We start from the raw sequence: 24,901 nt of genomic DNA on the forward strand, positions 1-24,901 counted from the left end.
ATTAATTCCCCACATCTCCTTCAATCACGATTTCGTGAGAATTAACACTAACTCCGATGAACTCAACGGGGATTTTCACCGGGACAAGGATACCATCCAGATCCGGAACCTTTAAAGGATCTTCGATCTCAAACACCGCCGGGATCTTGAAAGCAATATAATCGTATAGATCATTGAGTAGCGGTTGGAAGATTTCTATCTGGCTAATCTTATCAATGAGCCATTCTCCAATGTCATCTGTGATGTCAAGAATGTTCCGAATAATGTTGTCGATATCGCCTAGAATGCCTTTTACTAGGGCTACCGCGGATTCTGGCGCACCACACGTTTCAAGGAAGCTGTTGATTTTACCCTGCACGAGACTTTTGAATAGGTCCCCTACGGAATCTGCGATATCTATAACCTCAAGATCGAAGGGCAGGGTGGGAACAATTGCAATCTGCCATCGATTTGGTATCCCTGAGCCTATTCCATAAAATGCCTCAACCCGTGCACCAAGGGTTACTTCAGAGGTGATGAGTCCGCTCAAGTCTATCGGAATGGTGATATCCTTGCTGCCCTCAAAGAAGCAGTATGATGGAAGCGTCACGCAGCCCCCGCATGGGACATTGCAGGAAGGAAATGGTGGAAGCACACAGATCTTCCCACCACCCACGCATTGCTTGGGGATATCGATTACGATATCTAGTTTGAACCTGTCCCACTTGATGTCAAGTTCCTTAATCACAATCGTGCCGTCATCTCGCATCTCGAGGGAACCACCCTCTAGATGTGCTGACACCTCATACCCAACATTGCCTGTTCCTGATTTTGAGAACCGAAATCCTTTCACAATAGCGGTATAGATATCTTTTAACGCACCTGTAGAAACAGCAGCAGTGAGATCAAATGCTCCTTCCCTATTCCTCGACCGCGTGGTCCGCGTTACGGTTCCGGTATTCCCGTTTCCAGAGGAAGATGGTGGCAGATTAAGATTAATCTCCTCAAAGTTGGCAAACATCTTGATCTGGTTATCCTCGACAGCCGGATTATGTGGTACTGTAGACGATGCTAAGAGACGTAAGTTCCCCAATTCATGAGGGATCTTTATGACATTGAAAATAAACGCAGAGATAGGATCCAGCATCTTGGGAATAATCCAGTTATTCAGGTAGAGGAGAGAAATACATTCTATCATCGATTCCATACCCTCCGGTTTGAATTCCGGAATTTCTATGCCTAGCACATTTATCGAAATAGTCTGGCTCCCCTGCTTAGTATTGATCCCACAGTTGCAGGTAGAAAAAAGGTTTAGGCGGAGACAGCTAAGCTCTCCTTCTTTCCGCTTCTGGCAGATCAAACCGGCATACACCTCCAAGTAGACTGCTAACTGCTGGTCTTTGAGTGGTGGATTCAGTTCAGGTGGAAGACTGAAGATGTTTCCCGGAAAAAGGTCTATTTCTCCGTTAGTAACTTGGACAATGTAATCGAGTCTGATGGATTTCTGCTCCTCCTGTTCATAGAAAATAGGTATCATAAATGGATCCATTAAGGTTATCAGTGGATTTTTAGCCTGCACCACTTGTGGCACTGTGATAATTTCCTTGCAGACAGGTTGCGGATTAGTAACTGGAAGAACTGATCCATAATTAAAGAGAGATGGTTGTTGAACCATAACATGCTTAATTAATCGGTTGATTCCAATATCCTGTAACGCGACATATATCTCTGAATTCTGGGTGAATGTCATCGATTGCGATCCTCCATATGCCTTTTCCTATTCATTGTACTCACCATAAAAGAACGTAAATTTCTTCGAATAAAAAGCACAAACAAGTGGAAATTCTTGAAAATGTTTTCATACTAAATGAATTGTACATATTTCAGGACTTACTCATTTGAGTGCAAAATCACCTGCTATAGACACCTTAATCTGAGTCTACTCTTTAAATTTAAATTGCAGACACTTACAAATTTAAGTCATTAACTTTTCAGTTAAACTTAAGAATTCCATAACAATTTTGTCGTGAATATGCTGAAAATAGAATACTCATTTAAAAATAGGTTATCCAGATAGCGTACGCATAGTATACGCATAATTCTGTTTGTATACGTATAGAAAGGTTTTTGAATATAATGGGAGGTATAGAAACCGGTGTAGTATTTTGAAAATGCATCGCATTTCTACGACTATCTCACAGAAGCATTGGGAATTGCTGAAAAAGCATACAGAAAAATATGAAACACAGCAAAAAGTCTTAGAACTCGCGCTGGAAAATCTGGAAAACAGCTCAAAACAGAGTCCAGAATTAACAAGGGAAGAGAGAATGTGGCTAACTCAAAAATCGATGAATACGACTTGTATTATCCTGAAAGATAATTTAAAATTACTATTAGAAACTGCCAGTTTTGAGATGTTTAATGAGTACCTGGACAAGCATAACCCCCTGGAATACACAATGGAATATTACTTTCAGAAGCCACTGAAGGAAATTAGTATAAAAGATCTTATCGAGGGAGTTGTTGTTATGGGGAGTATGTCAAACTGGTTCGATACAATAGATTATATAGATAATGGCAACCATTTTAAGCTGCTAATTACTCATAGTTTTGGACTCAATAGTTCAAAGCTAAATAAAATGGCGATCGAAAGATTATTTGAAACTTATGGAGCCAGAGTAGAGAGCACATATTCTGAGAAGACGATTTTTATAAAAATCTTTAAGATTAATAATTAAAAATCTGCTTCACAGATTTTCAATTGACCTTTAATGATTTATTTTAAATGTTATTTTAAACCAAAATTTGATTTTTATACATTTATAATTACACACTTGAACTATAGAATTGAATAAAATGGGCAGCGTATTTAAATTCAGATTTTTAGAGATCAATAGCATTAAGTCTTTAAGTTAAACTGCAGAAATCCTAAACATAAAAACATCAAAAAAAACTGTAAAAAAAGGAAAAGTGCTCCGATGGGGATTTGAACCCCAGTCGCAGGAGTGAGAGTCCTGAATGATTGGCCGAGCTACACTATCGGAGCACGCTGTTAATTATGCTCTGTCCCTAAGACAGCATACTTTCAAGTGATTTATAAAATATAAACCTTTCGACTGATTTTTAAAAAAGTTAAGGCAGCCGGGAAGGAATTTACCTTTTCCCGGCAGAAAACCGAAGGATATGCCCCTTCAGCAAACGGTTGCCTGATTATCATTCTTTTCTATAAGCCGTTTATACGAACATAGCATGTGGAATTGTGGGCTCCTGCACATTTACGACCTTGTCATAGGCTTTCATGAAATCTGACATGGTAATCTCTTTGCCGCGCCTGCGCAGGACAAAAATTCCTGCTTCTTTAACAATAACACTTATTTCTGCCCCGCTTCTGCCTGACATAACCTTTGCAAGCTTTTCAAAGTCCACATCATCGGCAAGTTTCATCTTGCGGGTGTGGATCTTCAGAATCTCGATCCTGCCTTTGTCATCAGGGAGGGGAACTTCAATTGACCTGTCAAACCTTCCTGGCCTGAGAAGAGCCGGATCAAGGAGGTCGATCCTGTTTGTTGCAGCAACTACCTTTACATTGCCTTTGGGGTCAAATCCGTCCATTTCGGCAAGGAGCTGCAGCATTGTCCTGTTTACTTCTGCAGAGCCGCTTGTCCCGTCATATGTCCTCATGCTGCCTACTGCATCGATTTCGTCTATGAAAAGGATGCTTGGGGACTTGTCCCTTGCAAGCTGGAAGATATCCTTGACAAGCCTTGAGCCTTCTCCAACGAACTTCTGGACAAGGTCGGAGCCTGACATCCGGATAAAGGTGGCTTTTGCCTGAGAGGCTATGGCTTTTGCAATAAGGGTCTTTCCGGTACCCGGAGCCCCGTGAAGCAGAACACCGGACGGAGGCTCGATTCCCAGGTCTTCGAAAAGCTGGGGCTCGGTAAGCGGAAGTTCCACGCTTTCACGCACTTCCTGAAGCACCTCGTCCAGCCCGCCGATCATGCTGTAGTCCACACCAGGAGAGTTAATGAGCTCCATAACCTGTGCCCTCACATCGGCAGCCCTGCTCACTATTGAAATGATAGAGTAAGCCCCGTTTACGGCAACCCTCATTCCGGGTTCGATTTTCCCAAGGCATTCCTCCGGGATCTGAGTCAGGACTTCCTGGTTATTCCCGTGCTGCCTGATAAGGGCAATTTCCCCGTTTACCTCAAGAATGGTTGCAATAAAAAGCGGAGGTTCGGTAAGCTGCTCCAGATGAGCTTTTAACTTATTTATCTCCTGAAGGTGCCTGCCTGTGGCTACGCTGGCTTCAAGGAGCCGTGCCTTCATATTTTCGTTCTGGACCTTGAGTATTTCTATCTCGGTTAAGAGAGTTTTTACATCCTCAGGACTGATCTCCCCACACTCAAGCTCATATTCTACCCTGGACTTAATATCTTCCAGGGAGGATCTTATGGCACTGTCGTCTGACATTTAAAAACACCTGTTTTATTGATAAAATTGATCTGTATTATGCGGTTCAGGCCAATTGGTCCTGAACCTTTCTGATGATAGTGTGTCTCTGTTATCTGATTGAATGTACTCTTGTTATGGATTGTTATGGATATTCTGCTTTACAATCCACCGGGTTATACTGGTTGAGTTAAAGTATTTGTCATACAAATAATACTTCAAAGATATAATTTCTCAGGGGAGCCCATTACTCTGTATGTTCAGATCTTTATAAAGACAAAGGTCTGAGAATCCAGGCCAGAAACAGGTACTGAATTTCAGTACTGATAACCCGCCAGACGATTCACAGGGTTGTCCGGTAAAGATACTAATGAGACATACTAATAAGGCATACATTTTAAAAGGCAATCTGCTTACTTTTGCCGTAACAGGGCAACCTGAAGATCAACATATTCTCTACATGACCGCATATAACGTTAAATGTTAAATGTAACTGAAAAGATTCTTATTGCGTTCACAGTATATATAAGATGTCGAGCATAAGATACCGGGTTAAGACGCAGGAATTAAATATACATGAAAATATAAAAAGGATATATAAAATTTCCTGCGATATCCATAACAAACTAATGACTTACCCACAATACATTAATGACCCCGAAGACACTAATGACCCCGAAGAGCTATTTTTCAATAAACACTTTCCATCGTTTTATGTTTGTTTCAAACTCACGTTTTTCCTTCCATAATTATAAAGTTTTTAGCGTCCCCATATTTCCTCCGATGGAATCAGAAACCTGGATATAAAAATAGGAAGTGCCGCAGTATAATACATATCCGCACAGTACGTAAAACGATATATAAACATTTCATTATAAGAAAAATAAGGATAGGAAGTAAAAAGTTTAATTCTTGTAAGTTTTCAAGTGTGTTTTTTAAATTTGTCATTTACCAGAACGATTTTATCCTGTAAGATTACAGTTAGTCCTGAAAGCCGAGAAAAAGAGAGGAATCTCCCACTGAAAGAAAAAATTCAAAGGATAGATTTAATAATAAATGCATGATATCATTCCACATGCGTTCATCAGAAGATTTTCTAAGAGTCGGCGCAACGGTCACATTTATTGGCTTCATTATAGTATTGTTAGGCATTGTTCTTACAGTGTTACAGCATCCCACAAATTCCCAGGTGGGCGGGCTGATAATGCTCGGACCGATTCCGATAGTATTCGGTTCTACGCCTGAAATTACAACAAATATGCTGGGGCTCGGATTATTGGTAACAATTCTCTATCTATTCCTGTGGAAGACTAAACGTTGATTGCAGATTTACTTGTTTTGACTGGACCTTTCATAATACTCTTCGGGTTTTTAATGCTTGTAATCGGAACAGCCATAGGCTTGCGTGAGAAATTCGAACCTGTAAAAGGAGAACCAGAGAGAAGAGGCGTATTAGAAAGAGAAGACGATTCTGAAAAATCTTTCAGGTACCGAGGATCCGGAAATGAGGAGTCTTATTCGGAAAAAGCAGAATTAAAGATCAGGGGAGGAGGAGTAATTATGCTCGGTCCTATCCCGATTATCTTCGGAAGCGATAAGGAAAGCGCAAAAACCGCAATAATCCTTGCGATAATCCTGATGGTTCTCAGCCTGCTTATTTTCAGGGGTGCACTTTTCCGGATTTGACCTCATTTATAGCCAGAGATTAAGCTTCCTGTAACTAAATTAAAAAAATGCAGTGAAAAAAGTGCGCCTATGAAACCATTTTTCTCTTTTAACCATATGAAAATCTAAAAGGAATTTACAGGAATTTCAGGCTGGAAATAAGCCAGACCGAAGGTAAACAAACCGAACAAAACCTTATTAAGGTTAAGCCCGATTCAGGGCTTATGTTTACGATAATCACAGGCGCGCAGTTCGGTGACGAAGGAAAGGGTAAGATTGTCGACCTTCTTGCAAAAGATTATGACGTTGTTGCCCGCTTCCAGGGAGGAAATAACGCAGGCCACACGGTAAGAGTAGGAGACGAAATATACAAACTACACCTTATCCCTTCAGGCATCCTGCTTGATGCAAGAGTTCTTATCGGGCCTGGGGTTGTCCTTAACCCTGAGGTTTTAGCCGAAGAAATTGAGATGTTTGAAAAGCACGGTATAAACGTCAATTCGGAAAAGCTCGGAGTGGACGCAAAAACCAGTATCATTATGCCCTACCATATAGAGCTTGACGGGCTCAGGGAAGCTGCACGGGAAACAAAAATTGGAACCACAAAACGCGGAATTGGCTATGCTTACATCGATAAGGTAGCAAGGGACGAAATCCGCATGGCTGAACTTGTGGATAAAGAGCGCTTCCTTAAAAGGCTTGAAGAACTTGCCCCCCAGAAAGAAAAGGAGATCGAAGCAATGGGCGGGAACCCGAAGATTGTCCGGGACACTGTACTGATAAAAAGGTACCTTGAACTGGGAGAGCAGTTTGCTGGTTATGTTACGGATGTTTCGAGAGAAATCAACCAGGCTCTCGATGAAGGAAAAAATGTAATGGCTGAAGCTGCCCAGGGAACCCACCTTGATGTTATTCACGGGACCCAGAAATTCGTAACCTCTTCTTCTACAATTGCAGGCTCTGCTTGTGCAAACCTTGGAGTTGGACCAACAAGGGTTGATAATGTCATTGCCATAGTAAAAGCCTATATAACCAGAGTTGGGGAAGGACCGCTTCCGACAGAGCTTACCGGAGAACTTGGCGAACGGATACAGAAAGCAGGAGGGGAATTCGGGACAACTACAGGCAGAGGCAGAAGATGCGGCTGGTTTGACCTGCCACTCCTTAAAAAGGCTATTTCTCTTAACGGATATACGGAAATTTCCCTGACAAAACTTGACGTGCTTACCGGGCTTGATACTCTCAGGATCTGTGTAGGATATAAGTATAAAGGGGAAAATCTGGACTATCCCCCTGAACTTACGGAAGATCTCCAGGAATGCAGCCCTGTATACGAAGACCTGCCTGGATGGAAGGATGACCTGACAGAAGTAAAAGCATACAATGAACTTCCGGAAAATGCCAGAAACTACGTTGAGAGGCTGGAAGAGCTCATGAAGGTCCCTGTTAATTATATATCCGTAGGTCCGGGAAGAGCACAAACATTTAAAAAAGGGGAATAACATTTAGTAGACCTGTCCGGCAGATTGCCGAAAGATGTATATATTAACCAATAAGTATATCAACCCCATTTTCCAGTTTAGACTAACTTCATATTAACCGGCATTATCGGGCCTTCGTGCCCAAATTTTAGGAGTCCGTAGCCAGCTAAAAACCAGCAATGGACAACTCGGAAGAGAATAAAGAGTTACCTCTTTCCGAGAACAAGAGTTACATTCCTGACAGATTCGGGGGAAGAATCGGCGCTATCGCCCGAACCTGCAAAACTAACGGAATTCGCATGAGGAGTATACATGACAACAGTATTTGATGTCCCTGCAGCGGAAATGATCGATAAGCTCGCAGGCATTCTTAAAGAAAATGAGAAGATCGTTCCCCCGGAATGGGCAGGGAACGTAAAGACCGGAGTTCACAAAGAACTTCCCCCGAACAACGATGACTGGTGGTACGTCAGATGTGCAGCGGTCCTCAGAAAGATCTACACAGACGGACCGATAGGAATCGAGAGACTCAGATCAGTCTACGGAGGAAAGAAGGACAACGGTTCCAAGCCTTTCCACAAGGCAAAAGGCAGCGGTTCTATTGCAAGGAAGTCGGTTCAGCAGCTTGAAGCTGCAGGTTTCCTTCAGAAAGTAAAGGACGGAAGAACAGTATCTGCAAAAGGACGTTCCATGATGGACAACGCAGCACACGAACTTAAACAGGAGCTGCTTGAGAAAATCCCGGAACTCGCAAAATACTGAGAAAAAAATCCTTCAGAAAGGGACCTGAATCCGGACCCCTTTCATACACTATAATAATTCCAGAAAACCGGTTTTTTCGGTGATTGCCATGTCAAATATGGATGACGAACTCGAAGAAATCCGAAAGAGACGACTTGCAGAGATACAGAAGCAGCAGGCACAGCAGCAGCCTGACATGCAGGCAGCATACCAGCAGGAGCAGGCAAGAGCTGAAATGGAAGCTCAAAAGCAGGCTATACTGAGGCAGATCCTGACTCCCGAAGCAAGGGAACGTCTGACAACCCTTAAAATGTCAAGACCAGCCCTCGGAGAACAGCTTGAGTTACAGCTGATTTCTCTTGCCCAGAGCGGAAGGCTCCAGTCCCAGATAGACGATGAGCAGCTGAAAACACTTCTGATGCGTATGCAGCCAAAGAAACGCAAGACGTCCATAACCCGGGTTTAAGCACAATGAAAGTCTCGGTCCTCTTCAGTGGAGGTAAGGACAGTTCACTCTCTGCCCTTTTACTGGAACCGTTTTTCGAGGTCGAACTCGTAACCTGTAACTTCGGACTGCTCCCTACGGGAGAAATCGCAGCAAAAACTGCAAAAGAGTTACGTTTTCCCCACAGGACCCTTTCTCTTGATCGGGAAATCCTGGAAAAAGCATACAAGCTGGTACTGAAAGAAGGGTTCCCGAGAGCAGCTATAAATTACATCCACGAAAGAGCTGTCGAAACCCTTGCTCTTGAGCCTTCAGTCAAAATGATTGCAGACGGGACAAGGCGGGATGACAGGGTTCCTGTGCTTTCGATCTCACAGATAAGAAGCATTGAAGACCGATTGGGAGTTCAATATTTCTGCCCCCTTAAAGGCTACGGCAAAAAGGTGGTGGATTCTCTTGTCGGATGCTACCTGAATATCGAACAGGGCCCGAGTGAGAGTACACAGAAAGCAGATTACGAAACAGAACTCAGGGAGTTAATCCGCCAGAGGCAGGGAGAGGAGAGAATAAGGGAACTATTTCCTGTTCATTTCCAGTCTCATGTGCTTTCAAGGAAGAGATTTCCTGAAGAAGCAGACGTGTTTAAAAACTGGAAGCCTCCCTGAGGGGAAAAATTCTGGAATAAAGATTTATAGAATCGAGTTATATTCAACCCCTATACTGCTGCAGATTAACTTCATACTATCATACAATTTACAGGAACGGTTTTTAGACCAGCCGTCCATCAAGCACGGTAAACCGCATTAAGGGTTGAAATCACAATCAGCAAATTACCGGATATAACAAATTAAAGGAACTAAATTACTTACAGGTCAACAGGTGTGATCCACTTGAGTCATAATATGAAAGGACAGAAGAAGCGTCTTGCAAAGGCGCACATGCAGAATTCGAGAGTCCCTGTATGGGCTATTGTTAAAACTAACCGGAAGGTAGTGAGTCATCCAAGGCGCAGGCACTGGAGAAGAAGAAGCCTGGATGTAAAGTAAGCGAGGATGGTGGGAAATAATGGCAGACGACATGGTAAAAGAGCAGATATACACGATCCCTCTCAGAGAAGTAAGGAAAGTGCCTTCATGGAAAAGGGCAAACAGGGCAGTTAAAGAAGTAAGGGACTTTCTTGTAAGGCACATGAAGACCGAATCTGAGCAGGTAAAACTGGACAAAACCATCAATGAACGCCTCTGGGAAAAGGGCTGTGAGAAGCCGCCTCTCTCAATCAGGGTAAGGGCTGTTAAATTCGCAGATGGTGAAGTACAGGCAGAGCTTGCCCAGTAAATATACCAGATAAAGCGAAAAATCAAAGAATATGATTCGAACAGTGGATATCTACGATACCTCAATTATAGGGGTATTTGCAACCTGTACAGAAGACCTTGCTCTCGTTCCTCCTCTGACAAAGCCGGAGGTCCGCACTATCCTGGAAGAGACCCTGAACGTAAGGGTAGTTGAAACCCTTATAAACGGAAGCACTGTAGTAGGAGCCCTTTCCAGGGGCAACTCAAATGGATTTCTGTTTCCTTACGGGTCCAATGTCGAAGAGATGCAGGAAATATTAGGCGTCCCTGCAGGCATCCTTCCGGACAGGCTGAATGCAGTTGGAAACATTGTGCTTGCAAACGATTCCGCAGCCCTTGTTCACCCCGAACTATCGGACAGAGCTCTGGAAGCCATTTCCAGAACCCTTAAGGTAGAGGTTTACAGGGGAACAATTGCCGGAATAAAGAATGTGGGGATGGCAGGAGTCGTTACAAATAAAGGTCTTCTCGTACACCCTAAAGTGACAGTTACGGAAAGAGATACTCTGGAAGAGATCTTCGGGCTTCCGGTAAATATAGGAACAACTAACTTCGGGACTCAGATGCTTGGTTCAGGGCTGTTAGCTAATTCAAAGAATTATATAGCAGGTTCCGAAACAACAGGGCCGGAACTCGGGCGAATTGAGGAAGCCCTCGGGTTCCTGGGGTAAACATCATATTATCCAATCCATCTGTTCCAGAACAAAGTTACAGCAAGAGAGTGGTAATGATGAAGAGTTTTATTGTTAAAGGCAAATTTAAAGCAGGAAATTCCTGGGAAAAATTCACAAAGAAGGTCGAAAGCCAGAACGAAAAGAATGCAACCGACAAGACATTTTCGATCTTCGGAAGCAAGCACGGCATTAAAAGAAGCCAGATCCAGATCGAAAGCGTAGCTGAGGAGTGAAGGATATGGCAGAAGTCAGTGAAGAGATCAGAAATCTTGCAGCCAGGCATCAGGAATTCCAGAGGCAGGCTGAAGCGCTCAGGCAGGAAATGGGCATGGTGCAGGCTTCAATTGCCAGCTGCGATCAGGCAATTAATACGATAAATGAGCTGAAAGCAGCCTCAAATGCAGGCAGGACTGCGGAAACAATGGTACCGGTAGGTTTTGGTTCTTACGTTTATGCTGAAGTGAAGAACCCGGATAAAGTTATTGTAAATCTCGGTGCAGGCTTCAGTGCGGAAGAAACTGCAGAGGCAGCCATTGATACCCTTAACCGCCGCAAAGAGCAGCTTACAAAGATCCTTGAGCAGATGAACGCTTCACTGACTAAGCTTGCACAGGGAATGCAGTCCCTTGAAACAGAAGCTGCAAAACTTCAACAGCCTGGCCAGGCATAAACCCCCTGGCTCAGGAACAGGCATCCGATTCTAAGAATTCGGAAATTGCATTCAATAATCGAATAATATCATTAGCTTTAATATCATTAGCTTTAATTAGTTCGCCAACTTTAATTAGTCAAATTATCTGACTTCAATTATTTCATTATTCAATTACCTATTTTTTACTGATCTTTTCGGGATGGATCCTGTGTTCAACAAATTCAAAGAGAAACTTGGGAGTTTTACAAAGGCATTTAGCAAAAAGATAGACGAAAAAGCAGTAGAAGTCGAGCCTGTAATCGTCGAGCAGGTGCCTGAAAGCGAAGAAAGCCTCGAAGAGGAAATTGAGCCCATAATTGAAGAAGAAACTATCGAGGCTGCTCTGGAAGAAGAAAGTCCCGAAAAAGGAACTGCTTCCCAGGAAATCGCCCGCATTTCAATAGAGGATTTGAAAAAAGCTGAATACAGGAAAAAAGTTGAAGATAGAAAAAGGGCTGCAGAAAAAAGAGAAACAGAAAAAATCGAGCAAAAGCCTGTTGAAGAGAAAAAGTCCTTTTTCAAAAAGCTCACTCCGAAAGTCGGGTTTACTCAGAAAGCTAAAGCTCTCGTATTTAACAGGGAAGTATACCTGGACGAAAAGGACCTTGAAGAGCCCTTATGGGAGCTCGAGATGGGCCTCCTGGAAAGCGATCTCGCGGTATCGGTTTCTGAGGCAATTGTTGAGTCCGTGAAGAAGCAGCTTACAGGAACAACAAAAAGGATCGGAAGCAATACGGGAGAAATAGTTGAAGCAGCCTTAAAGAGAGCAATTCTTGATGTTGTATCTGCCAATACCTTTGATTTTGATGAGTACATCAAAGACCGGACAAGGCCAGTTCATATCGTTTTTGTAGGGATTAACGGGACAGGAAAAACGACTTCCATTTCAAAAATGACTCACAGATTGCTTAAATCAGGTTATTCCGTAGTCCTTGCCGCAGGAGACACATTCAGGGCAGGTGCTATCGACCAGCTTGGAATTCATGCAGACAGGCTTGGAGTAAAGATGATAAAGCATCAGGCAGGAGCCGATCCAGCTGCAGTCATTTATGATGCCGTTCAGTATGCAAAGGCGCATAAAATAGATTTCGTGCTCTCTGACACGGCAGGACGCATGCATACAAACATGAACCTCATGGCCCAGATGGAAAAGATCTGCAGGGTAAGCTCTCCTGACCTTATTATCTTCGTGGACGAAGCAGTTGCCGGAAACGATGCAGTTGAGAGAGCTGCACAGTTTAATGATGCTGTCCCTATCGACGGATCAATCCTGACAAAGATCGATGCAGACGCCAAAGGAGGTGCTGCCATATCCATTGCTTATATCACAGGCAAGCCTATCCTCTTTTTCGGAGTTGGGCAGCACTATGAGGACCTTCAGAAATTTGATCCCGAATGGTTTGTTAACCAGCTTTTCGGCGAGTAAATGATATTAGAACTGAGGATTTCAGCCAGGGCAGTAAGTTATCAGTGGACTGAAATTTGTAATTACGGGTAAACTAAGACTCAGCATATTGAAAGGCTCCCGGGAAACCATTTCCGGGAACTTAACTACAAAAATAATATTGAAGTATTATTTACTTGCTTACCTATTTTACCTGCCTATTCTATGCCTACCTATTCTATGCTTACCTATTTTACCTGCCTGCCTATTCTATGCTTACCTATTCTATGCTTACTTATTTTACTTGCTTACCTCGAGTCTACTTAAAAAAAGAAGCTAGTTAGGAAGCTGGAGCTCCCGGATTTTAAGGTTCTTCAGGGATTATAATCCAGGCTATAACGTAGCCGATTATTCCGATTCCCTGCAGAGAAAGAAGCACCCATAAGAGTCTTACAAGCGTAGGATCCACGCCAAGGTATTCACCTATACCCCCACATATTCCGGCAATAATTCTGTTTCTTTTTGACCTGTACAGTTTCTTCATATCATTCTGCCTCCACACCGGAAAAACACCCTGAGCCGTCCGAAGGATACCGGACCGGTAAATCGTTCAGGGTATTATCAATTCCCCTTAATATAATGAATTGTATATATACAATTTATAAGTAACTCTCCGTTTTTCCGAATTTGCTGAAGTTTATTGAAGTTTCTGGTTGAAACTTAACCTGTAGATAAGGAAGAACTTTCTATCAGATACTTACCCATTCGCTCATAATTTCTTCAGACAGGATATTTTCCCCGATAGCCTGTATATATACCCTGAAAGTCTTGCCTCCGGGAACCCTGAGCCCCTTTGCAGTAAACTGATAAGCTTCTTCAGGCTCGATTATTACCGGATCACTCTCTATCTGGTCCCATACTTTGCTCTCACGATCTGCCTGAAGGGCAACATAAATGGTGGTATTTTCCGCAACCTCGGAACCCACATTCCTTAAAGTGACATTAACGTCTACCACTCCTTCTTTTTGAGAGTATTCGCACTGGGCATTGAAATCAAGGTAAATAAGGGGCCTTCTGTATACAGGAATAACCTCAACTGGCTCATTCTCGTACTCTTCAGGCATCTCCCCTATCTCCCAGTTGCTTCCTGTAGTTTCGAGATAGTAATAATGATTGTTTTTATACTCGAAACTTCTGCCTTTCGTATCGGGATCACATTTTATTCCGAGAGCCATATGCTCGGGAAGTTCCAGAAGTACGACATCATAGCCCATTTCCTGAAGGATTGCTACCGATAATATTGAGGTATCTTCACAATCCCCGCCGTTATTATAGAGGGTCTCATAGGGAAAACGGGGGTACTGGTCATACCCTGAGCTTGTAAGGTCTGAAGTATAATTAAGGGACTGGATAAAGGAAACACAGAGTCCCGGAATCTTATCTTCTTCAAGCCCGTACTCCTTTGAAAGAGAAAGGAGAGCATTTGCAATATTTTTAATTAACCAGTCGTCATACGGGTCAGAGGCAAAAAGGTCATATTCCCTTTTACGCGTCCGGGACTCATATGCATCATAGAGCTTATCATCAAGCAGTAGAGTAAGATGCCATCTGTAACCCTCATAGTTCCAGGAATAGGATCTTGAAGATTTCCCGGGTTCTATAAATTCTTCCGTCACAAGAGCCCCGGAAGAGTTAAGATTCTCATGTTCAGATCCAGGCATGTTCCTCTCTGCCTCTTCGTTGCCAGAACTCACGGATACCTCAGAAACAGGCCAGAAAAAGAAAAATCCGACCGCATAAACGAGTAATAAAACAAAAGTCAGTTTAATTCCGGGTTTCATGATTCACGTCCATCCAGAAATATCCTGGTAAAACCTTACTTCCAGAGGTCTTCCCTCAAATGAGACTCAATAGGGTCTATTTCCATCAAATCTTCAGGATATGGTTCGAAAAAGGTCTGATTCATAAGGTAATCAGTCTCAAACCTTGTAATCCACGACCTGATTGTGTTTATTGCAGGACAAAGCGTAGTCCTTCCTTCCCTGTACTTCTGGATCCAATCAAAGAACAGGGTTTTCTCACGGCCCGATAGCTGATCCGAAAAATGTCCAAAAGCATGCATCAAAACGTTTATTGTTGAAGTGTATCTGGGAGCTCTGGAGAGAGCACTGTACAGGTGTTTTTCATAATCTGAAATCAGCTCTTCGAAGGGTTTCCTCTCTCTGTTTGCAGTAATATCTCCCAGTTTGCGGAGTTCAGCCTGATTATAGGCCATAAGAAGGAATTTGTTCTGCGTATGGAAACGTATCAGATCCTTCATGCTGCCTTCGGATTTTACTTTCCGGAAAGCTGCAAATGTAAAGAGTTTTGTCAGAAAATGCTCTTTTATCCGGGCATTTCTGAGCCTGCCTTCGTCCTCAACAGGAAGGAAAGAATACCTCTCCAGAACAGCGCCTCCGAAATATCCTGAAGACTTTTCAACAACTCCCTGCCCATCGGCAGATGGATAGACTTTCACGTCTTTGAGCCCGCAAGAGGGCGATCTGAACTTCAGAATAAAACCATCAACACCTTCAATAGAATCAAGGAAACTCGAGCTGAAAGCTTTCATGTTTTCAGTGACATCCTTCCCGCTCGAAGGCTGAACAAGCCTGTAACCTTCTTTATCGCGGATTATTCTTACAGGGTCTCTTGGCACTCCAAGCCCTATTTCCACTTCTGGACAGACAGGCAGGAAATCAACGTGATTCTTAAGTTTTGCCACTACAGGACTGCTGATCATATCTCCATTATATCGGCAGTGGCCGAACTCAAGGCACCTGCTGACAACAACCTTCGGCTGAGGAAATTCTCTCATCTAACCCCCATATAAAAAGGAATTACTTGGATTAAATGGCTTTCAGGACAAAAAAAAGGAGCAAGAGACTTGATTAAGAAATAAGAAGAGATATTATAAAAAAGATTATGAAAGCAGAATTTCCAGAAAGAAAGGATTTTTTTCCGTAATCAGTAAATGATATATAACAATGAAAAAGAATAGTAAGGTAGTTTTTGGGGACGATTAAGGGAACAGGTAGTGCTTTTCATTAATTTGTGCCTATTTTACCTGATGTCGTGCTTCAGATAACGGAAAAACGCTGCAAAATAAAATGAGGTGAAAACATAGTAGAAATAGCGTCAGAACAAATAAGTATGCCTCTCATTGGAGATGATGCCCCTTCATTTACCGCAGTGACCACACAGGGAGTAATTAAATTCCCCGAGGACTACAAAGGAAAATGGGTCATCCTGTTCAGCCACCCTGCAGATTTTACACCTGTATGCACTACGGAATTCATGACTTTCGCCAGTATGCAGGATGAGTTTAAACAAATGAACACCGAACTCATAGGTCTTTCCATAGACAGCGTCTTTTCCCATATTGCATGGCTTAAGAGGATAGAAGAGAAAATAGAATATAAAGGAATGAAAAATATCGAGGTCAAATTCCCGGTGATAGAAGACCTGAAGATGGACGTAGCAAAAAAATACGGTATGCTCCAGCCAAAAGCTTCGACCACGCAGGCTGTAAGAGCGGTATTTATTATTGATCCTGAGGCAAAGATCAGGACAATACTGTATTATCCTCAGTCAACCGGAAGAAATATGCAGGAGATAAAGAGAATTGTAACCGCCCTGCAGAAAAATGCAGCCGAAAAAGTTGCTACTCCGGCTAACTGGCAGCCAGGAGAAGATGTGATTATCCCGGCTCCAAATACCATGACAGGAGTCAAAGAAAGGCTTGGAAAGCAAGAAGAAGGCAGATTCTGCCTTGATTGGTTCCTCTGCATGAAAAAAGATGCCAAATAATAATTATGAGATAATAAAGGATCTTAAAGTAAGAAGCCTCTAAATAAAAAAAATCTAATTATTAATTTTTTTCTTTTATTTCTAAAATCAGAAAGAAGAAGAAGACGAAATTGAGAATTTACTATTACCGTATTCTTTTGGATGTTTCCAATCTTTTTTATTTATTCATCCTATTCATTTATCTTATCCATTTATATTATCCATTTATATTATCCATTTATATTATCCATTTATATTATCCATTTATATTATCCATTTATATTATCCATTTATATTATAGTGCGTTCATAAACAAAGCCTATTTCTGCTTCTTCAGGAGTTCAATATTTTTATTATTTAGGGTGTTTTTCATTATTCCTTCGCGTTCTTGACAAGAGAACCTTAGCAAGAGAACTTTAACAAGAGAAACTTTTCCTCAAGACTCAGAAGAGAAATATATAAAAATAAATATAATATTGGGTCGTTTTTTAATATTGGATTGTTTTTTGGGGACGTTTGAGGGTACAAACAGTGCTTTTAGTTTTCACTCCCGGTGATTCGAAGTCAGCACCCATATACAAAAAACCGGAGCAAGGAAAAGAGGAGAGTTTATGGTAGAAGTAGAGCAGATACACATGCCAATGATAGGGGAAGATGCGCCTTCATTTACAGCTAAGACGACTCAGGGAGTGATCAATTTTCCTGAAGATTACAAAGGAAAATGGGTAATTCTTTTCAGCCATCCTGCGGACTTCACACCTGTATGTACTACTGAGTTCATGACTTTTGCGAGTATGCATGAAGAATTTAAGCAAATGAACACCGAATTGATAGGACTTTCTACAGACAGCATCTTTTCCCATATCGCCTGGCTTAAAAGGATCCAGGAAAAAATTGAATACAAAGGGATGAAAAATGTTGAAATTAAATTCCCTATAATTGACGACCATAAAAGGCAAATTGTAAGGAAATACGGCATGGTCCAGAACGCAGGCTCAATAGCCCACTCTGTGAGGGCTTCATTCATTATAAATCCGGAGTCAAAAATCGGGGCAATGATTTATTATCCTGTACATAACGGGAGGAGTTTGTAGGAGATTAAAAGACTTCTAACTGCCATGCAAAAAACCGATGCCGAAAATGTGTCAACTCCGGCAGACTGGCATCCAGGAGATGATGTTGTAGTTGCAGTTCCCCGTTCAATGGAAGAAGTGATGGAAAGGCGTGAGGAAAAGGATGAAGGTATTTATTGTCTTGACTGGTTTATGTGCCTGAAGAAAGATTCCCGGAAATAATTCAGAAACATTAAAAGAACTTAATTTGCGTATTTAAGGACATAAAAAAACGTTACTATTGTTTAGATCGGAAACCTGTATCGAGTAATTGCTCAGACAAAAATAAGAAGGGTCTGGAGAGGAACCTCTTACCCCCATAAGAGATTCCCCTCATGGCGAACAGAGAAGGTCCAGAACCCTGTTCTACCTGATTTATCGCAAATTTATTGTTTATTTCAACTTATTTTCAGTTAAATTCAGTCTCTCAGGCTCGGTTTCTCAGGTTCACTCGTGAACAAACTATGGACGAGAAATCCATGGCTCCGGAGACTTGCCCAATATCATCTGGATTCGAATGATTCACAAATAAGATCATAGTAAGAACTTGCGCGGAACAGGAACTATGACCCCCGTTAGCCCCTGTTATGCATGCTCAGCTTTTAGCAGATAGAAAGTAATATTGATGCCACTGATATATAAAATTTACCTGCATTTATAACAATTAATCATTAACTATATTAAAAAAATAAAGAGCAAATAACAGAAAGAATGCCTGAAAGCAGAAAAAAAGAAAAATTTGTCTCGAAAGCGAATTTTGTCTTAGGAAATTTACGTTTTGAAGACTTGTAAAAAAGAACCCGAATGAGCGAAAACAGGTAGAAAATAAGAAAAAAACAGGTAGAAAACAAGAAAAAAGAAGTAATTTTTACTTCTTCCCAAGTTCTCTTGAGCGTTCACTTGCCCTTATGACTGCATTCATAAAGGCTGCCCTGATTCCGGCTTCTTCGAGGGCATGAATTCCCTGAATAGTGGTTCCGGCAGGAGAGGTAACCATATCTTTGAGTTCCCCGGGGTGCATGCCTGTTTCAAGTGCCATTTTTGCAGCTCCGAGTACGGTCTGGGCTGCAAGGGTTAATGCACTCTTCCTGTCCATGCCTTCAAGGACAGCACCGTCAGCCATAGCTTCTATAACCGGGAAAATAAAAGCAGGCCCGCTGCCTGAAAGGCCGGTAACTGCGTCCATCAGGGATTCCGGGACCTGGACTGCTGTGCCGACCGCAGAAAAGATCTCGAGGGCAGCGTTCATGTCGTCTGGAGTTGCGTTCTTCCCAGGGGAAATACCCGAAGCAGCCTCTGAAACCGTGGCTGCTATATTTGGCATAACACGCACAACCCGCGTGCCTTCAAGAAGAGCTCCTTCATAGGTAGAAAGAGGCACTCCTGCAGCAATTGATATCACGAGTTTATCAGAAGTAATTTCTTTTCTCAGATTTTCAAGCACAGAACCCAGAGTCTGGGGCTTTACCGCAAGAATAAGAATATCGGATTCCCTGACAATAACAGTATTGTCGGTTGATACCCTGATCCCCAGCTTTTCCTGAAGCTCTTTTAAAAAAGGCTCATATACATCGCTTGCACCGATATTTTCGGGAGGTACGATTCCGGCTTTAATAATGCCCTGCATAAGAGCAGAACCCATTTTTCCTGCCCCGATGAATCCAATTTTTCGGTTTATCATGTAAAAATCTCCTTGTTCCGGAAAATAACTGTAATTAATCTAAATTAAACTAAATTAACCTAAATCGCCTAAATTATTCTAAATCACCTAAATTAATCTAATCGATCTAAATTAAACGAAATCACCTAAATTAATTGTAAATTATCAGTAATTAATTGTAAATTTAAGAGATAATGATCCTAAAACCAGAGGGCTCTGAATTTTTTCGTGAGCCAGGTGGATTAATTTAATTCTTCCAGAATCCCGATATTTTCCTTTTTTATAACGTTGTTATAATTATTGTATCCCAGAACGTTTTCAATCTGGTCTGTATGAACACCTTTTATTTTCATTAATTCTTCAGAGGTGTAATCGGTAATCCCTTTTGCAAAGATTTTGCCGTCACACTCAAGCTTTACAACGTCTCCCCGATCAAATGTTCCTTCAACATCCACGATGCCTGCCGGAAGCAGACTGTTTTTCCCGAGAACCGCAGCTTTTGCCCCGGCATCCACACGTACCGTACCTGAAGCCCTGGCAAGGATGATCCAGCGAGCACGGTTTTTCTGAATATGCCGCTCAGCAAGGAAAAGAGTCCCTATTTCATCTCCCGAGACAATTTTCAGGACAGCATCTTCTACCTCGCTATTTGCGATCACAACATAGCAGCCTGCCATACTGCAGATCTTTGCAGCTTTTATCTTGGTCCTCATCCCTCCTACACCTTTGAAACTTGTAGGGTCACCCCCATAGCTTTCAATTTCGGGTGTGATCCTCTTTATTAGTGTCAGCAATTTTGCATCACTGTGTGTCTTTGGGTTTTTGTCGAAGAGCCCGTCAATGTCAGAAAGGATGATCAGGAGATCAGCATCAATTTTGCTCGCAACCATTGCAGAGAGCTTGTCATTGTCCCCGAAGATTGCTTCAATCTCATTTGTACAGGTACAGTCATTTTCGTTTATTATCGGGACAACCCCGTATTCCAGAAGGGTTGAGATGCTATTTCTCAGGTTAAGATAAGTTACCCTATCGGAATAGAAATCATAGGTAAGAAGGATCTGAGCAACTTTCATCCCGTATCTGGAAAAAGCCCTGCTCCAGTCTTGCATCAGTATGCTCTGCCCAACAGCTGCAGCTGCCTGCCTGATAGGGATTTCACGGGGTTTGGGAGCTATACCCAGCTCATTCAACCCGACGCCTATTGCTCCCGAGCTTACGATGATTACTTCTTTTCCCTGCTTTCTGAGCTCTGATACCTGGAAAGCTATGTTTTCCATAAACTCCGGGTCAATATTGCAGTTTTCTTTAGTATTGTCACAGCCCTTTCTGGTGATCGAAGAAGTTCCGATCTTAACAACGATTTTATTAACATCACGGAAAAATTGTTCTCTTTCTGTCAATGGAAGTGCCTCTTAAGGTTATTTGGAAGGCAACTGCAGTTGATCCTCAGCCGCAGCCGGGATTTCCGGTTTTTGCACTTTAACCTGCGCTGGTATTTCAATTCAAATATATAAACATATCAGAAATATTCAAGGATGTATTAATTTACATCCTCAAATTTCAGGTCAAGCTTCCTGTGAGTATAGGGCTTTGCGTTCTCTCCTGCATAGTCAGCAACAATCTGACCTTTACCCATGAGGATATACTTGTAAATAAGCAGCCCCTCCATACCAACAGGCCCGCGGGAATGGATTTTGTTAGTGCTTATCCCGACCTCTGCACCTTTTCCATAACGGTAACCATCTGCAAAGCGGGTTGAAGCATTCACCATAACGCTTGAGGAGTCAACAAGCCCTATGAATTCTTTTCTCCGTGAAGCATTTTCGGTAATTATCCCGTCCGTATGGTGAGAACCGAAGGTGTTTATATGGTCGATTGCTTCCTTTATGGCATCCACGAATTTTATTGAAAGGATCAGGTCGTTATATTCAAGGCTCCAGTCCTCTTCAGTAGCTTTCGAGAGAGGAGAAAGGCCTTTTCCCGCAAGTAAAGAATAGCTGTCCTCATCACAGCGCAGTTCAACCCCTGCCTTGAGATACATTTCCGCCATCTCTGGCAGGAAAGCTTCTGCAATGTTGCGGTTTACAAGCAGGGTTTCTATGGCATTGCAGACTGCAGGGTACTGAACTTTGGCATCAAAACAAACTTTCCAGGCGGTGTTCAGATCAGCGAATTCGTCCACATAAATATGACAGATACCGCTTGTATGCCCGAGTACAGGGATCTTTGTGTTGTCCTGGATGAATTTGACAAATTCGTTTGAGCCTCTCGGGATAAGAAGGTCAACATATGCATCAAGGCTCAGAAGGCTCATGATCTCTTCCCTTGTTTCCATGAGCTGGAAAGCTCCCTCCGGCATACCCTCGGTTGACTCTATGGCTCTTACAAGAATATCAAAAATGGTGCGGTTTGACTCCTTTGCTTCACTTCCACCTTTGAAAATGGTTGCATTCCCGCTTTTCAGGCAGAGGGACATAACCTGGGGTACAACGTCCGGCCTTGACTCAAAAATAACACCTATAAGGCCTATAGGACAGCTAATCTGGTAGAGAACCAGGTCTTCATCAAGCTCGAGTGTTGAAAGAGTTTCCCCTACAGGGTCTTTGAGCTTTACTACATCCCTGATTCCCGCGATCATCCCGTCGATCTTTGAATCCGTGACCTTGAGCCGGTCTACAAGAGCCTGGGTGAGCTTTCCGGCTTTTTTCAGTCCGGCTGCATATTCGAGGTCCCTTGAATTTGCCTCAAGGATAATTTTTCTTTCTTTGTCCAGGGCCTCTGCCATAGCTTCAAGAGCCCTGTTTTTTACCTCTTCACTTACACTGGAAAGCTCAATTGAAGCTTTTTTCGCTTTAATCACTTTAGTTTCAATATCGTTATCCATTATACTCACCGTTCTTATGTGATAATTGTAAAGACCTCATATGTACAGGCTGGAAACAGGCTTTTAAACCAGTCCAGTTATCCAATCAGACTTGCAGGGCGCAAAGATTTCATAGAATGCAACTGGTGAAAGATTATGATAGAAAGGACTCAGTCCGCAAAGTATCTGAGTTCTTTTCATACACTGAGATGAAAAAAGAACACAGAGAGTCCTGTAATAAATATTTTTGTATGCTGTTCCGGTATATGATACGGTAAGGTTCTAAATAAAAGATCCCATCTGATAAAGTAACTTTTGGCTTCTGCAACAGAATCCGGTCAGGAAGGCTTATATATTGACGTTTTTATACAATTTAAAATGATGTTTAATATGTTTAAAAGATGGGTTGAGGCTTAAACGCCTGTATATTTAGTAATAAACCCTTTAAAAGGGTTCTCAGGGATGAAACAGGAAACTAAAAAACGGGATGTACAGGGCCTGAAAAAATAATAATATAATAGTAAATAAAAAAATATGTTTTTCTAAAAAAAGCAACTAAAATGAAGCATTAATCAAAGTTTCTTGTGAAGAAATATTATTTCAAAACGAATATATATACGATGCATATAAGTATAGAATACGCAGCTTCATTCATGGAGACGCATACGAAATCTTGAAAAAAGGTATTTGTGGAATATCCCTGTAATTTTTGAGCATATCACTGTCAAGAAGAGCGGACGGAATAACTAAAGCTCAAAATAACCACTTATAGCAGAGATAATATGGCGGCGAAACTGTATTCTCCAGGGAATAATGGTAGCCTACCAAGCCGTTTCATACACAAAGTTTATTATAGGGGTAAATCCATATCGAAATGGGGATAACTTTAGTAGATTGGTGGTGTGTAAAAAATGAAATCATTCGCATTAGTCCGGGCAGACGACTCGGACAAAGTAAAAATAGCATTACATGATTTAGAACGATACGGGCACATTCAATTTTCAGCAACTCCCAAGTGCATTGAACCAAATTATGCTGATGAGCTTCTGGTAAGTGTAATGGGCGTATCACTCAAATCAAAATGCAACTCTGCGGCCCTTGTAGAGGTGAACTACCCCGCCCTGCCTGATGGCGAGGACGGAGCTTCCTTCGAGTGATTACGTCATTTGATGGTAAGATTCTAAGAATCTTTCCGACATCGGTAATCCTGTTTGTCGAAGATTATCAGAGAATTTCTGATAGCCTGTCCACAAGGCATTCTGCAATAGGAAATTTACCATGATATTGATTGCACTATTGCAATCTCTATCAATAAAATTGCCACAATCGCATTCCATATTTCGTTTCCAGAGTGGCATGTCATGGATTTTTCCACAAACATAACACGTTTTGGAAGTATAGCTTTCATCAATTTTTATTACTTTTTTACCTATAAGTTCAGCTTTATAGGCTAAAAATTCGATGAAGCGAGATAAATATCCTTGATTTTGGGTAGATCTATTCATAGCTCTTTTTCTTTTTCCTTTAAGTCTCTTGGATTGAGCCATGTTTTTTGTTTTCAGATCTCCCACAATAATAGTATTGGCCTTAGTATTGTTGACCATTTTCTTTGATAGTTTATGCTGGAAATCTCTAAGCTGATTAGATTTCTTTTTCTCCATTTTACGATAAATATTGTGTAGCCTTACCCATTTTTTGCTCTTTCTTTTACAGTGATCTCTCCTGGATTTTAGAGCATCCAGTTTTGGTTGCCAGTACTTATCAATTCTTGGAGTTTTAACTTCAAAGAATTTACCTTGAGTATTTACTGCTGTTACTATTTTTGTGATCCCGGCATCATTAGCCTGATATAAACCATTATCAATGTACTCATGTGCAGAGACTTCATAAGTAACAGAAATATAGAAATCTCCTTTAGCATGGAAAGGATCATCATTATAGATCTCGATTTGTTTTATATTTTCAAATTTCTTTCCGAGATCAAAAACAAGTTTGGTGTCATTTATTTTATGAGAGAAAGAAATGACACAACCAATCTGATAAAATCCACTTTGATTATACGGAATTGTCTGAAAATATTTCCTGCTTTTGAAATTTGGAGGTCTGGCTTTTAGATCTCCATTTTTTCTGAGTGCAAAAAAAGATCTATAATTTGCATCAAGTTTTTTTAGAACGCCCTGCAAAGTCTTTGAATAAACAGCTTTGTATTCAGGGTTTCTTTTCTTGAGATCCGGCAATTTGTTTTGTTGATCCACGTACTTGATGCTCTTTCTTTCAAGTTTCCATGCATCTTTTCTTTCGGCTAAAGCTAGATTATACAATGAACAACATTTATCTGAAAGTTCCCAAAGGACTTTCAATTGTTCTTCTGTTGGATAAATCTTAACTTTTGTCGTTAGATGCATAGCAGTATATAAACAAGAGGTCTGTGTATAAATAGGCTATCAGAATTTAAAAAAGTAAATTGTCGGGAAGTTGACGGCTTTCATCCCCCACCTGCCAGCCTGATGGCTGTCGAGGAAGGGGACTTCCCGCCTTAGAGTTAAATAACCATGCTGGAGCGGCGAT

General features: G+C 41.7%; 24 protein-coding genes, 1 tRNA gene and 2 pseudogenes. 17 read left to right on the top strand and 10 right to left on the bottom strand.

Translation table 11 applies throughout. From position 1 onward, the window contains the following. Window position 1: 1 nt before the first annotated feature. Window positions 2-1,729, bottom strand: a complete 1,728-nt coding sequence (locus RSJ42_RS13320; RefSeq protein ID WP_410507761.1) for a hypothetical protein — start codon at window positions 1,727-1,729, stop codon at window positions 2-4. A 421-nt stretch (window positions 1,730-2,150) separates the two neighbouring features. On the opposite strand from RSJ42_RS13320, the gene RSJ42_RS13325 reads away from it, so the two are divergent. Next, window positions 2,151-2,717 (top strand): hypothetical protein, encoded by a 567-nt coding sequence (locus RSJ42_RS13325; protein WP_410510372.1) that lies wholly within the window; start codon window positions 2,151-2,153, stop codon window positions 2,715-2,717. 233 nt (window positions 2,718-2,950) lie between these two features. Here RSJ42_RS13325 and RSJ42_RS13330 read toward each other — a convergent pair. Continuing rightward, window positions 2,951-3,025 (bottom strand) — tRNA-Glu (locus tag RSJ42_RS13330). 188 nt (window positions 3,026-3,213) lie between these two features. Continuing rightward, window positions 3,214-4,455: a proteasome-activating nucleotidase gene (locus tag RSJ42_RS13335; RefSeq protein WP_410507762.1), complete on the bottom strand. Its 1,242-nt coding sequence runs from the start codon at window positions 4,453-4,455 to the stop codon at window positions 3,214-3,216. 1,054 nt (window positions 4,456-5,509) lie between these two features. Here RSJ42_RS13335 and RSJ42_RS13340 point away from each other — a divergent pair. The 13 genes from RSJ42_RS13340 to ftsY all read left to right on the top strand — a co-directional run bounded on the left by RSJ42_RS13340 (window position 5,510) and on the right by ftsY (window position 12,912). After that, window positions 5,510-5,755, top strand: coding sequence for a TIGR00304 family membrane protein (locus RSJ42_RS13340; protein WP_410507763.1), 246 nt, complete (start codon window positions 5,510-5,512; stop codon window positions 5,753-5,755). Next, entirely contained in the window at window positions 5,752-6,120 is a 369-nt protein-coding gene (locus RSJ42_RS13345; RefSeq protein ID WP_410507764.1) for a TIGR00304 family membrane protein, read from the top strand. Before RSJ42_RS13340 ends, RSJ42_RS13345 begins: the two co-directional genes overlap by 4 nt. A gap of 203 nt (window positions 6,121-6,323) precedes the next feature. After that, on the top strand, window positions 6,324-7,601 hold the full coding sequence (locus RSJ42_RS13350) for an adenylosuccinate synthase (protein ID WP_410507765.1): 1,278 nt from the start codon (window positions 6,324-6,326) through the stop codon (window positions 7,599-7,601). Window positions 7,602-7,759: 158 nt separating this feature from the next. Then, window positions 7,760-7,909 (top strand): hypothetical protein, encoded by a 150-nt coding sequence (locus RSJ42_RS13355; protein WP_410507766.1) that lies wholly within the window; start codon window positions 7,760-7,762, stop codon window positions 7,907-7,909. Continuing rightward, window positions 7,893-8,342 carry a 30S ribosomal protein S19e gene (locus RSJ42_RS13360; protein WP_410507767.1) on the top strand — a complete coding sequence of 150 codons (450 nt, stop codon included), beginning with the start codon at window positions 7,893-7,895 and terminating at the stop codon, window positions 8,340-8,342. The genes RSJ42_RS13355 and RSJ42_RS13360 overlap by 17 nt, the downstream gene beginning before the upstream one ends. 79 nt (window positions 8,343-8,421) lie before the next feature. Continuing rightward, a complete protein-coding gene (locus RSJ42_RS13365) occupies window positions 8,422-8,787 on the top strand; it encodes a DNA-binding protein (protein WP_410507768.1) in 366 nt (121 codons plus the stop codon). A 5-nt stretch (window positions 8,788-8,792) separates the two neighbouring features. Continuing rightward, window positions 8,793-9,431, top strand: a complete 639-nt coding sequence (locus tag RSJ42_RS13370; protein WP_410507769.1) for an alpha hydrolase — start codon at window positions 8,793-8,795, stop codon at window positions 9,429-9,431. Between the two features lie 225 nt (window positions 9,432-9,656). Continuing rightward, complete coding sequence (locus RSJ42_RS13375) at window positions 9,657-9,812, top strand: 50S ribosomal protein L39e (RefSeq protein WP_410507770.1); 156 nt, start codon at window positions 9,657-9,659, stop codon at window positions 9,810-9,812. 19 nt (window positions 9,813-9,831) lie between these two features. Next, on the top strand, window positions 9,832-10,101 hold the full coding sequence (locus RSJ42_RS13380; RefSeq protein WP_410507771.1) for a 50S ribosomal protein L31e: 270 nt from the start codon (window positions 9,832-9,834) through the stop codon (window positions 10,099-10,101). Between the two features lie 31 nt (window positions 10,102-10,132). Next, complete coding sequence (locus RSJ42_RS13385; RefSeq protein ID WP_410507772.1) at window positions 10,133-10,792, top strand: translation initiation factor IF-6; 660 nt, start codon at window positions 10,133-10,135, stop codon at window positions 10,790-10,792. A 59-nt stretch (window positions 10,793-10,851) separates the two neighbouring features. After that, window positions 10,852-11,028, top strand: coding sequence for a 50S ribosomal protein L18Ae (gene rpl18a / locus RSJ42_RS13390; RefSeq protein WP_410510373.1), 177 nt, complete (start codon window positions 10,852-10,854; stop codon window positions 11,026-11,028). 5 nt (window positions 11,029-11,033) lie between these two features. Continuing rightward, window positions 11,034-11,465, top strand: a complete 432-nt coding sequence (gene pfdA, locus RSJ42_RS13395) for a prefoldin subunit alpha (protein ID WP_410507773.1) — start codon at window positions 11,034-11,036, stop codon at window positions 11,463-11,465. A gap of 190 nt (window positions 11,466-11,655) precedes the next feature. Further along, on the top strand, window positions 11,656-12,912 hold the full coding sequence (gene ftsY / locus RSJ42_RS13400) for a signal recognition particle-docking protein FtsY (protein WP_410507774.1): 1,257 nt from the start codon (window positions 11,656-11,658) through the stop codon (window positions 12,910-12,912). A 322-nt stretch (window positions 12,913-13,234) separates the two neighbouring features. Here ftsY and RSJ42_RS13405 read toward each other — a convergent pair whose 3' ends face one another. The 3 genes from RSJ42_RS13405 to RSJ42_RS13415 all read right to left on the bottom strand — a co-directional run bounded on the left by RSJ42_RS13405 (window position 13,235) and on the right by RSJ42_RS13415 (window position 15,727). After that, window positions 13,235-13,414, bottom strand: a complete 180-nt coding sequence (locus tag RSJ42_RS13405; protein ID WP_410507775.1) for a PspC domain-containing protein — start codon at window positions 13,412-13,414, stop codon at window positions 13,235-13,237. 205 nt (window positions 13,415-13,619) lie between these two features. After that, entirely contained in the window at window positions 13,620-14,711 is a 1,092-nt protein-coding gene (locus tag RSJ42_RS13410) for a hypothetical protein (RefSeq protein ID WP_410507776.1), read from the bottom strand. Window positions 14,712-14,746: 35 nt separating this feature from the next. After that, window positions 14,747-15,727, bottom strand: coding sequence for a YbgA family protein (locus RSJ42_RS13415; RefSeq protein ID WP_410507777.1), 981 nt, complete (start codon window positions 15,725-15,727; stop codon window positions 14,747-14,749). A gap of 335 nt (window positions 15,728-16,062) precedes the next feature. On the opposite strand from RSJ42_RS13415, the gene RSJ42_RS13420 reads away from it, so the two are divergent. Beyond that, window positions 16,063-16,719, top strand: coding sequence for a peroxiredoxin (locus RSJ42_RS13420; protein ID WP_410507778.1), 657 nt, complete (start codon window positions 16,063-16,065; stop codon window positions 16,717-16,719). Window positions 16,720-17,333: 614 nt separating this feature from the next. Next, window positions 17,334-17,993 (top strand): annotated as a pseudogene (locus tag RSJ42_RS13425) (peroxiredoxin). Between the two features lie 685 nt (window positions 17,994-18,678). On the opposite strand, the gene proC reads toward RSJ42_RS13425, so the two are convergent. The 3 genes from proC to RSJ42_RS13440 form a co-directional block, all read right to left on the bottom strand. After that, on the bottom strand, window positions 18,679-19,491 hold the full coding sequence (proC, locus tag RSJ42_RS13430) for a pyrroline-5-carboxylate reductase (protein WP_410507779.1): 813 nt from the start codon (window positions 19,489-19,491) through the stop codon (window positions 18,679-18,681). A gap of 221 nt (window positions 19,492-19,712) precedes the next feature. Then, window positions 19,713-20,870 carry a glutamate 5-kinase gene (gene proB, locus RSJ42_RS13435; RefSeq protein ID WP_410507780.1) on the bottom strand — a complete coding sequence of 386 codons (1,158 nt, stop codon included), beginning with the start codon at window positions 20,868-20,870 and terminating at the stop codon, window positions 19,713-19,715. 140 nt (window positions 20,871-21,010) lie between these two features. Next, the gene (locus tag RSJ42_RS13440) at window positions 21,011-22,354 is read right to left on the bottom strand and encodes a glutamate-5-semialdehyde dehydrogenase (protein ID WP_410507781.1); all 1,344 of its coding nucleotides are present in this window, start codon (window positions 22,352-22,354) and stop codon (window positions 21,011-21,013) included. An 890-nt stretch (window positions 22,355-23,244) separates the two neighbouring features. Between RSJ42_RS13440 and RSJ42_RS13445 the strand changes: the two are divergent. Next, window positions 23,245-23,445: pseudogene (locus tag RSJ42_RS13445) on the top strand (DUF356 domain-containing protein); the annotation flags it as partial. Window positions 23,446-23,490: 45 nt separating this feature from the next. Here the strand turns inward: RSJ42_RS13445 and RSJ42_RS13450 are convergent. After that, a complete protein-coding gene (locus tag RSJ42_RS13450; protein WP_410507212.1) occupies window positions 23,491-24,738 on the bottom strand; it encodes an RNA-guided endonuclease InsQ/TnpB family protein in 1,248 nt (415 codons plus the stop codon). Window positions 24,739-24,901 lie beyond the last annotated feature (163 nt).

Source organism: Methanosarcina hadiensis (assembly GCF_046529725.1).
Lineage (GTDB): Archaea > Halobacteriota > Methanosarcinia > Methanosarcinales > Methanosarcinaceae > Methanosarcina > Methanosarcina hadiensis.

Bases quoted from the DNA above. Each gene is read 5' to 3' on its own strand.
- RSJ42_RS13355 (WP_410507766.1), top strand. From the start codon at position 7,760: ATGGACAACTCGGAAGAGAATAAAGAGTTACCTCTTTCCGAGAACAAG.
- RSJ42_RS13385 (WP_410507772.1), top strand. From the start codon at position 10,133: ATGATTCGAACAGTGGATATCTACGATACCTCAATTATAGGGGTATTT.
- RSJ42_RS13340 (WP_410507763.1), top strand. From the start codon at position 5,510: ATGCGTTCATCAGAAGATTTTCTAAGAGTCGGCGCAACGGTCACATTT.
- RSJ42_RS13410 (WP_410507776.1), bottom strand. From the start codon at position 14,711: ATGAAACCCGGAATTAAACTGACTTTTGTTTTATTACTCGTTTATGCG.
- RSJ42_RS13325 (WP_410510372.1), top strand. From the start codon at position 2,151: ATGCATCGCATTTCTACGACTATCTCACAGAAGCATTGGGAATTGCTG.
- RSJ42_RS13450 (WP_410507212.1), bottom strand. From the start codon at position 24,738: ATGCATCTAACGACAAAAGTTAAGATTTATCCAACAGAAGAACAATTG.
- RSJ42_RS13350 (WP_410507765.1), top strand. From the start codon at position 6,324: ATGTTTACGATAATCACAGGCGCGCAGTTCGGTGACGAAGGAAAGGGT.
- pfdA (WP_410507773.1), top strand. From the start codon at position 11,034: ATGGCAGAAGTCAGTGAAGAGATCAGAAATCTTGCAGCCAGGCATCAG.
- RSJ42_RS13440 (WP_410507781.1), bottom strand. From the start codon at position 22,354: ATGGATAACGATATTGAAACTAAAGTGATTAAAGCGAAAAAAGCTTCA.
- RSJ42_RS13370 (WP_410507769.1), top strand. From the start codon at position 8,793: ATGAAAGTCTCGGTCCTCTTCAGTGGAGGTAAGGACAGTTCACTCTCT.
- RSJ42_RS13380 (WP_410507771.1), top strand. From the start codon at position 9,832: ATGGCAGACGACATGGTAAAAGAGCAGATATACACGATCCCTCTCAGA.
- RSJ42_RS13420 (WP_410507778.1), top strand. From the start codon at position 16,063: ATGCCTCTCATTGGAGATGATGCCCCTTCATTTACCGCAGTGACCACA.
- rpl18a (WP_410510373.1), top strand. From the start codon at position 10,852: ATGAAGAGTTTTATTGTTAAAGGCAAATTTAAAGCAGGAAATTCCTGG.
- RSJ42_RS13405 (WP_410507775.1), bottom strand. From the start codon at position 13,414: ATGAAGAAACTGTACAGGTCAAAAAGAAACAGAATTATTGCCGGAATA.
- RSJ42_RS13335 (WP_410507762.1), bottom strand. From the start codon at position 4,455: ATGTCAGACGACAGTGCCATAAGATCCTCCCTGGAAGATATTAAGTCC.
- RSJ42_RS13320 (WP_410507761.1), bottom strand. From the start codon at position 1,729: ATGACATTCACCCAGAATTCAGAGATATATGTCGCGTTACAGGATATT.
- RSJ42_RS13415 (WP_410507777.1), bottom strand. From the start codon at position 15,727: ATGAGAGAATTTCCTCAGCCGAAGGTTGTTGTCAGCAGGTGCCTTGAG.
- proC (WP_410507779.1), bottom strand. From the start codon at position 19,491: ATGATAAACCGAAAAATTGGATTCATCGGGGCAGGAAAAATGGGTTCT.
- RSJ42_RS13360 (WP_410507767.1), top strand. From the start codon at position 7,893: ATGACAACAGTATTTGATGTCCCTGCAGCGGAAATGATCGATAAGCTC.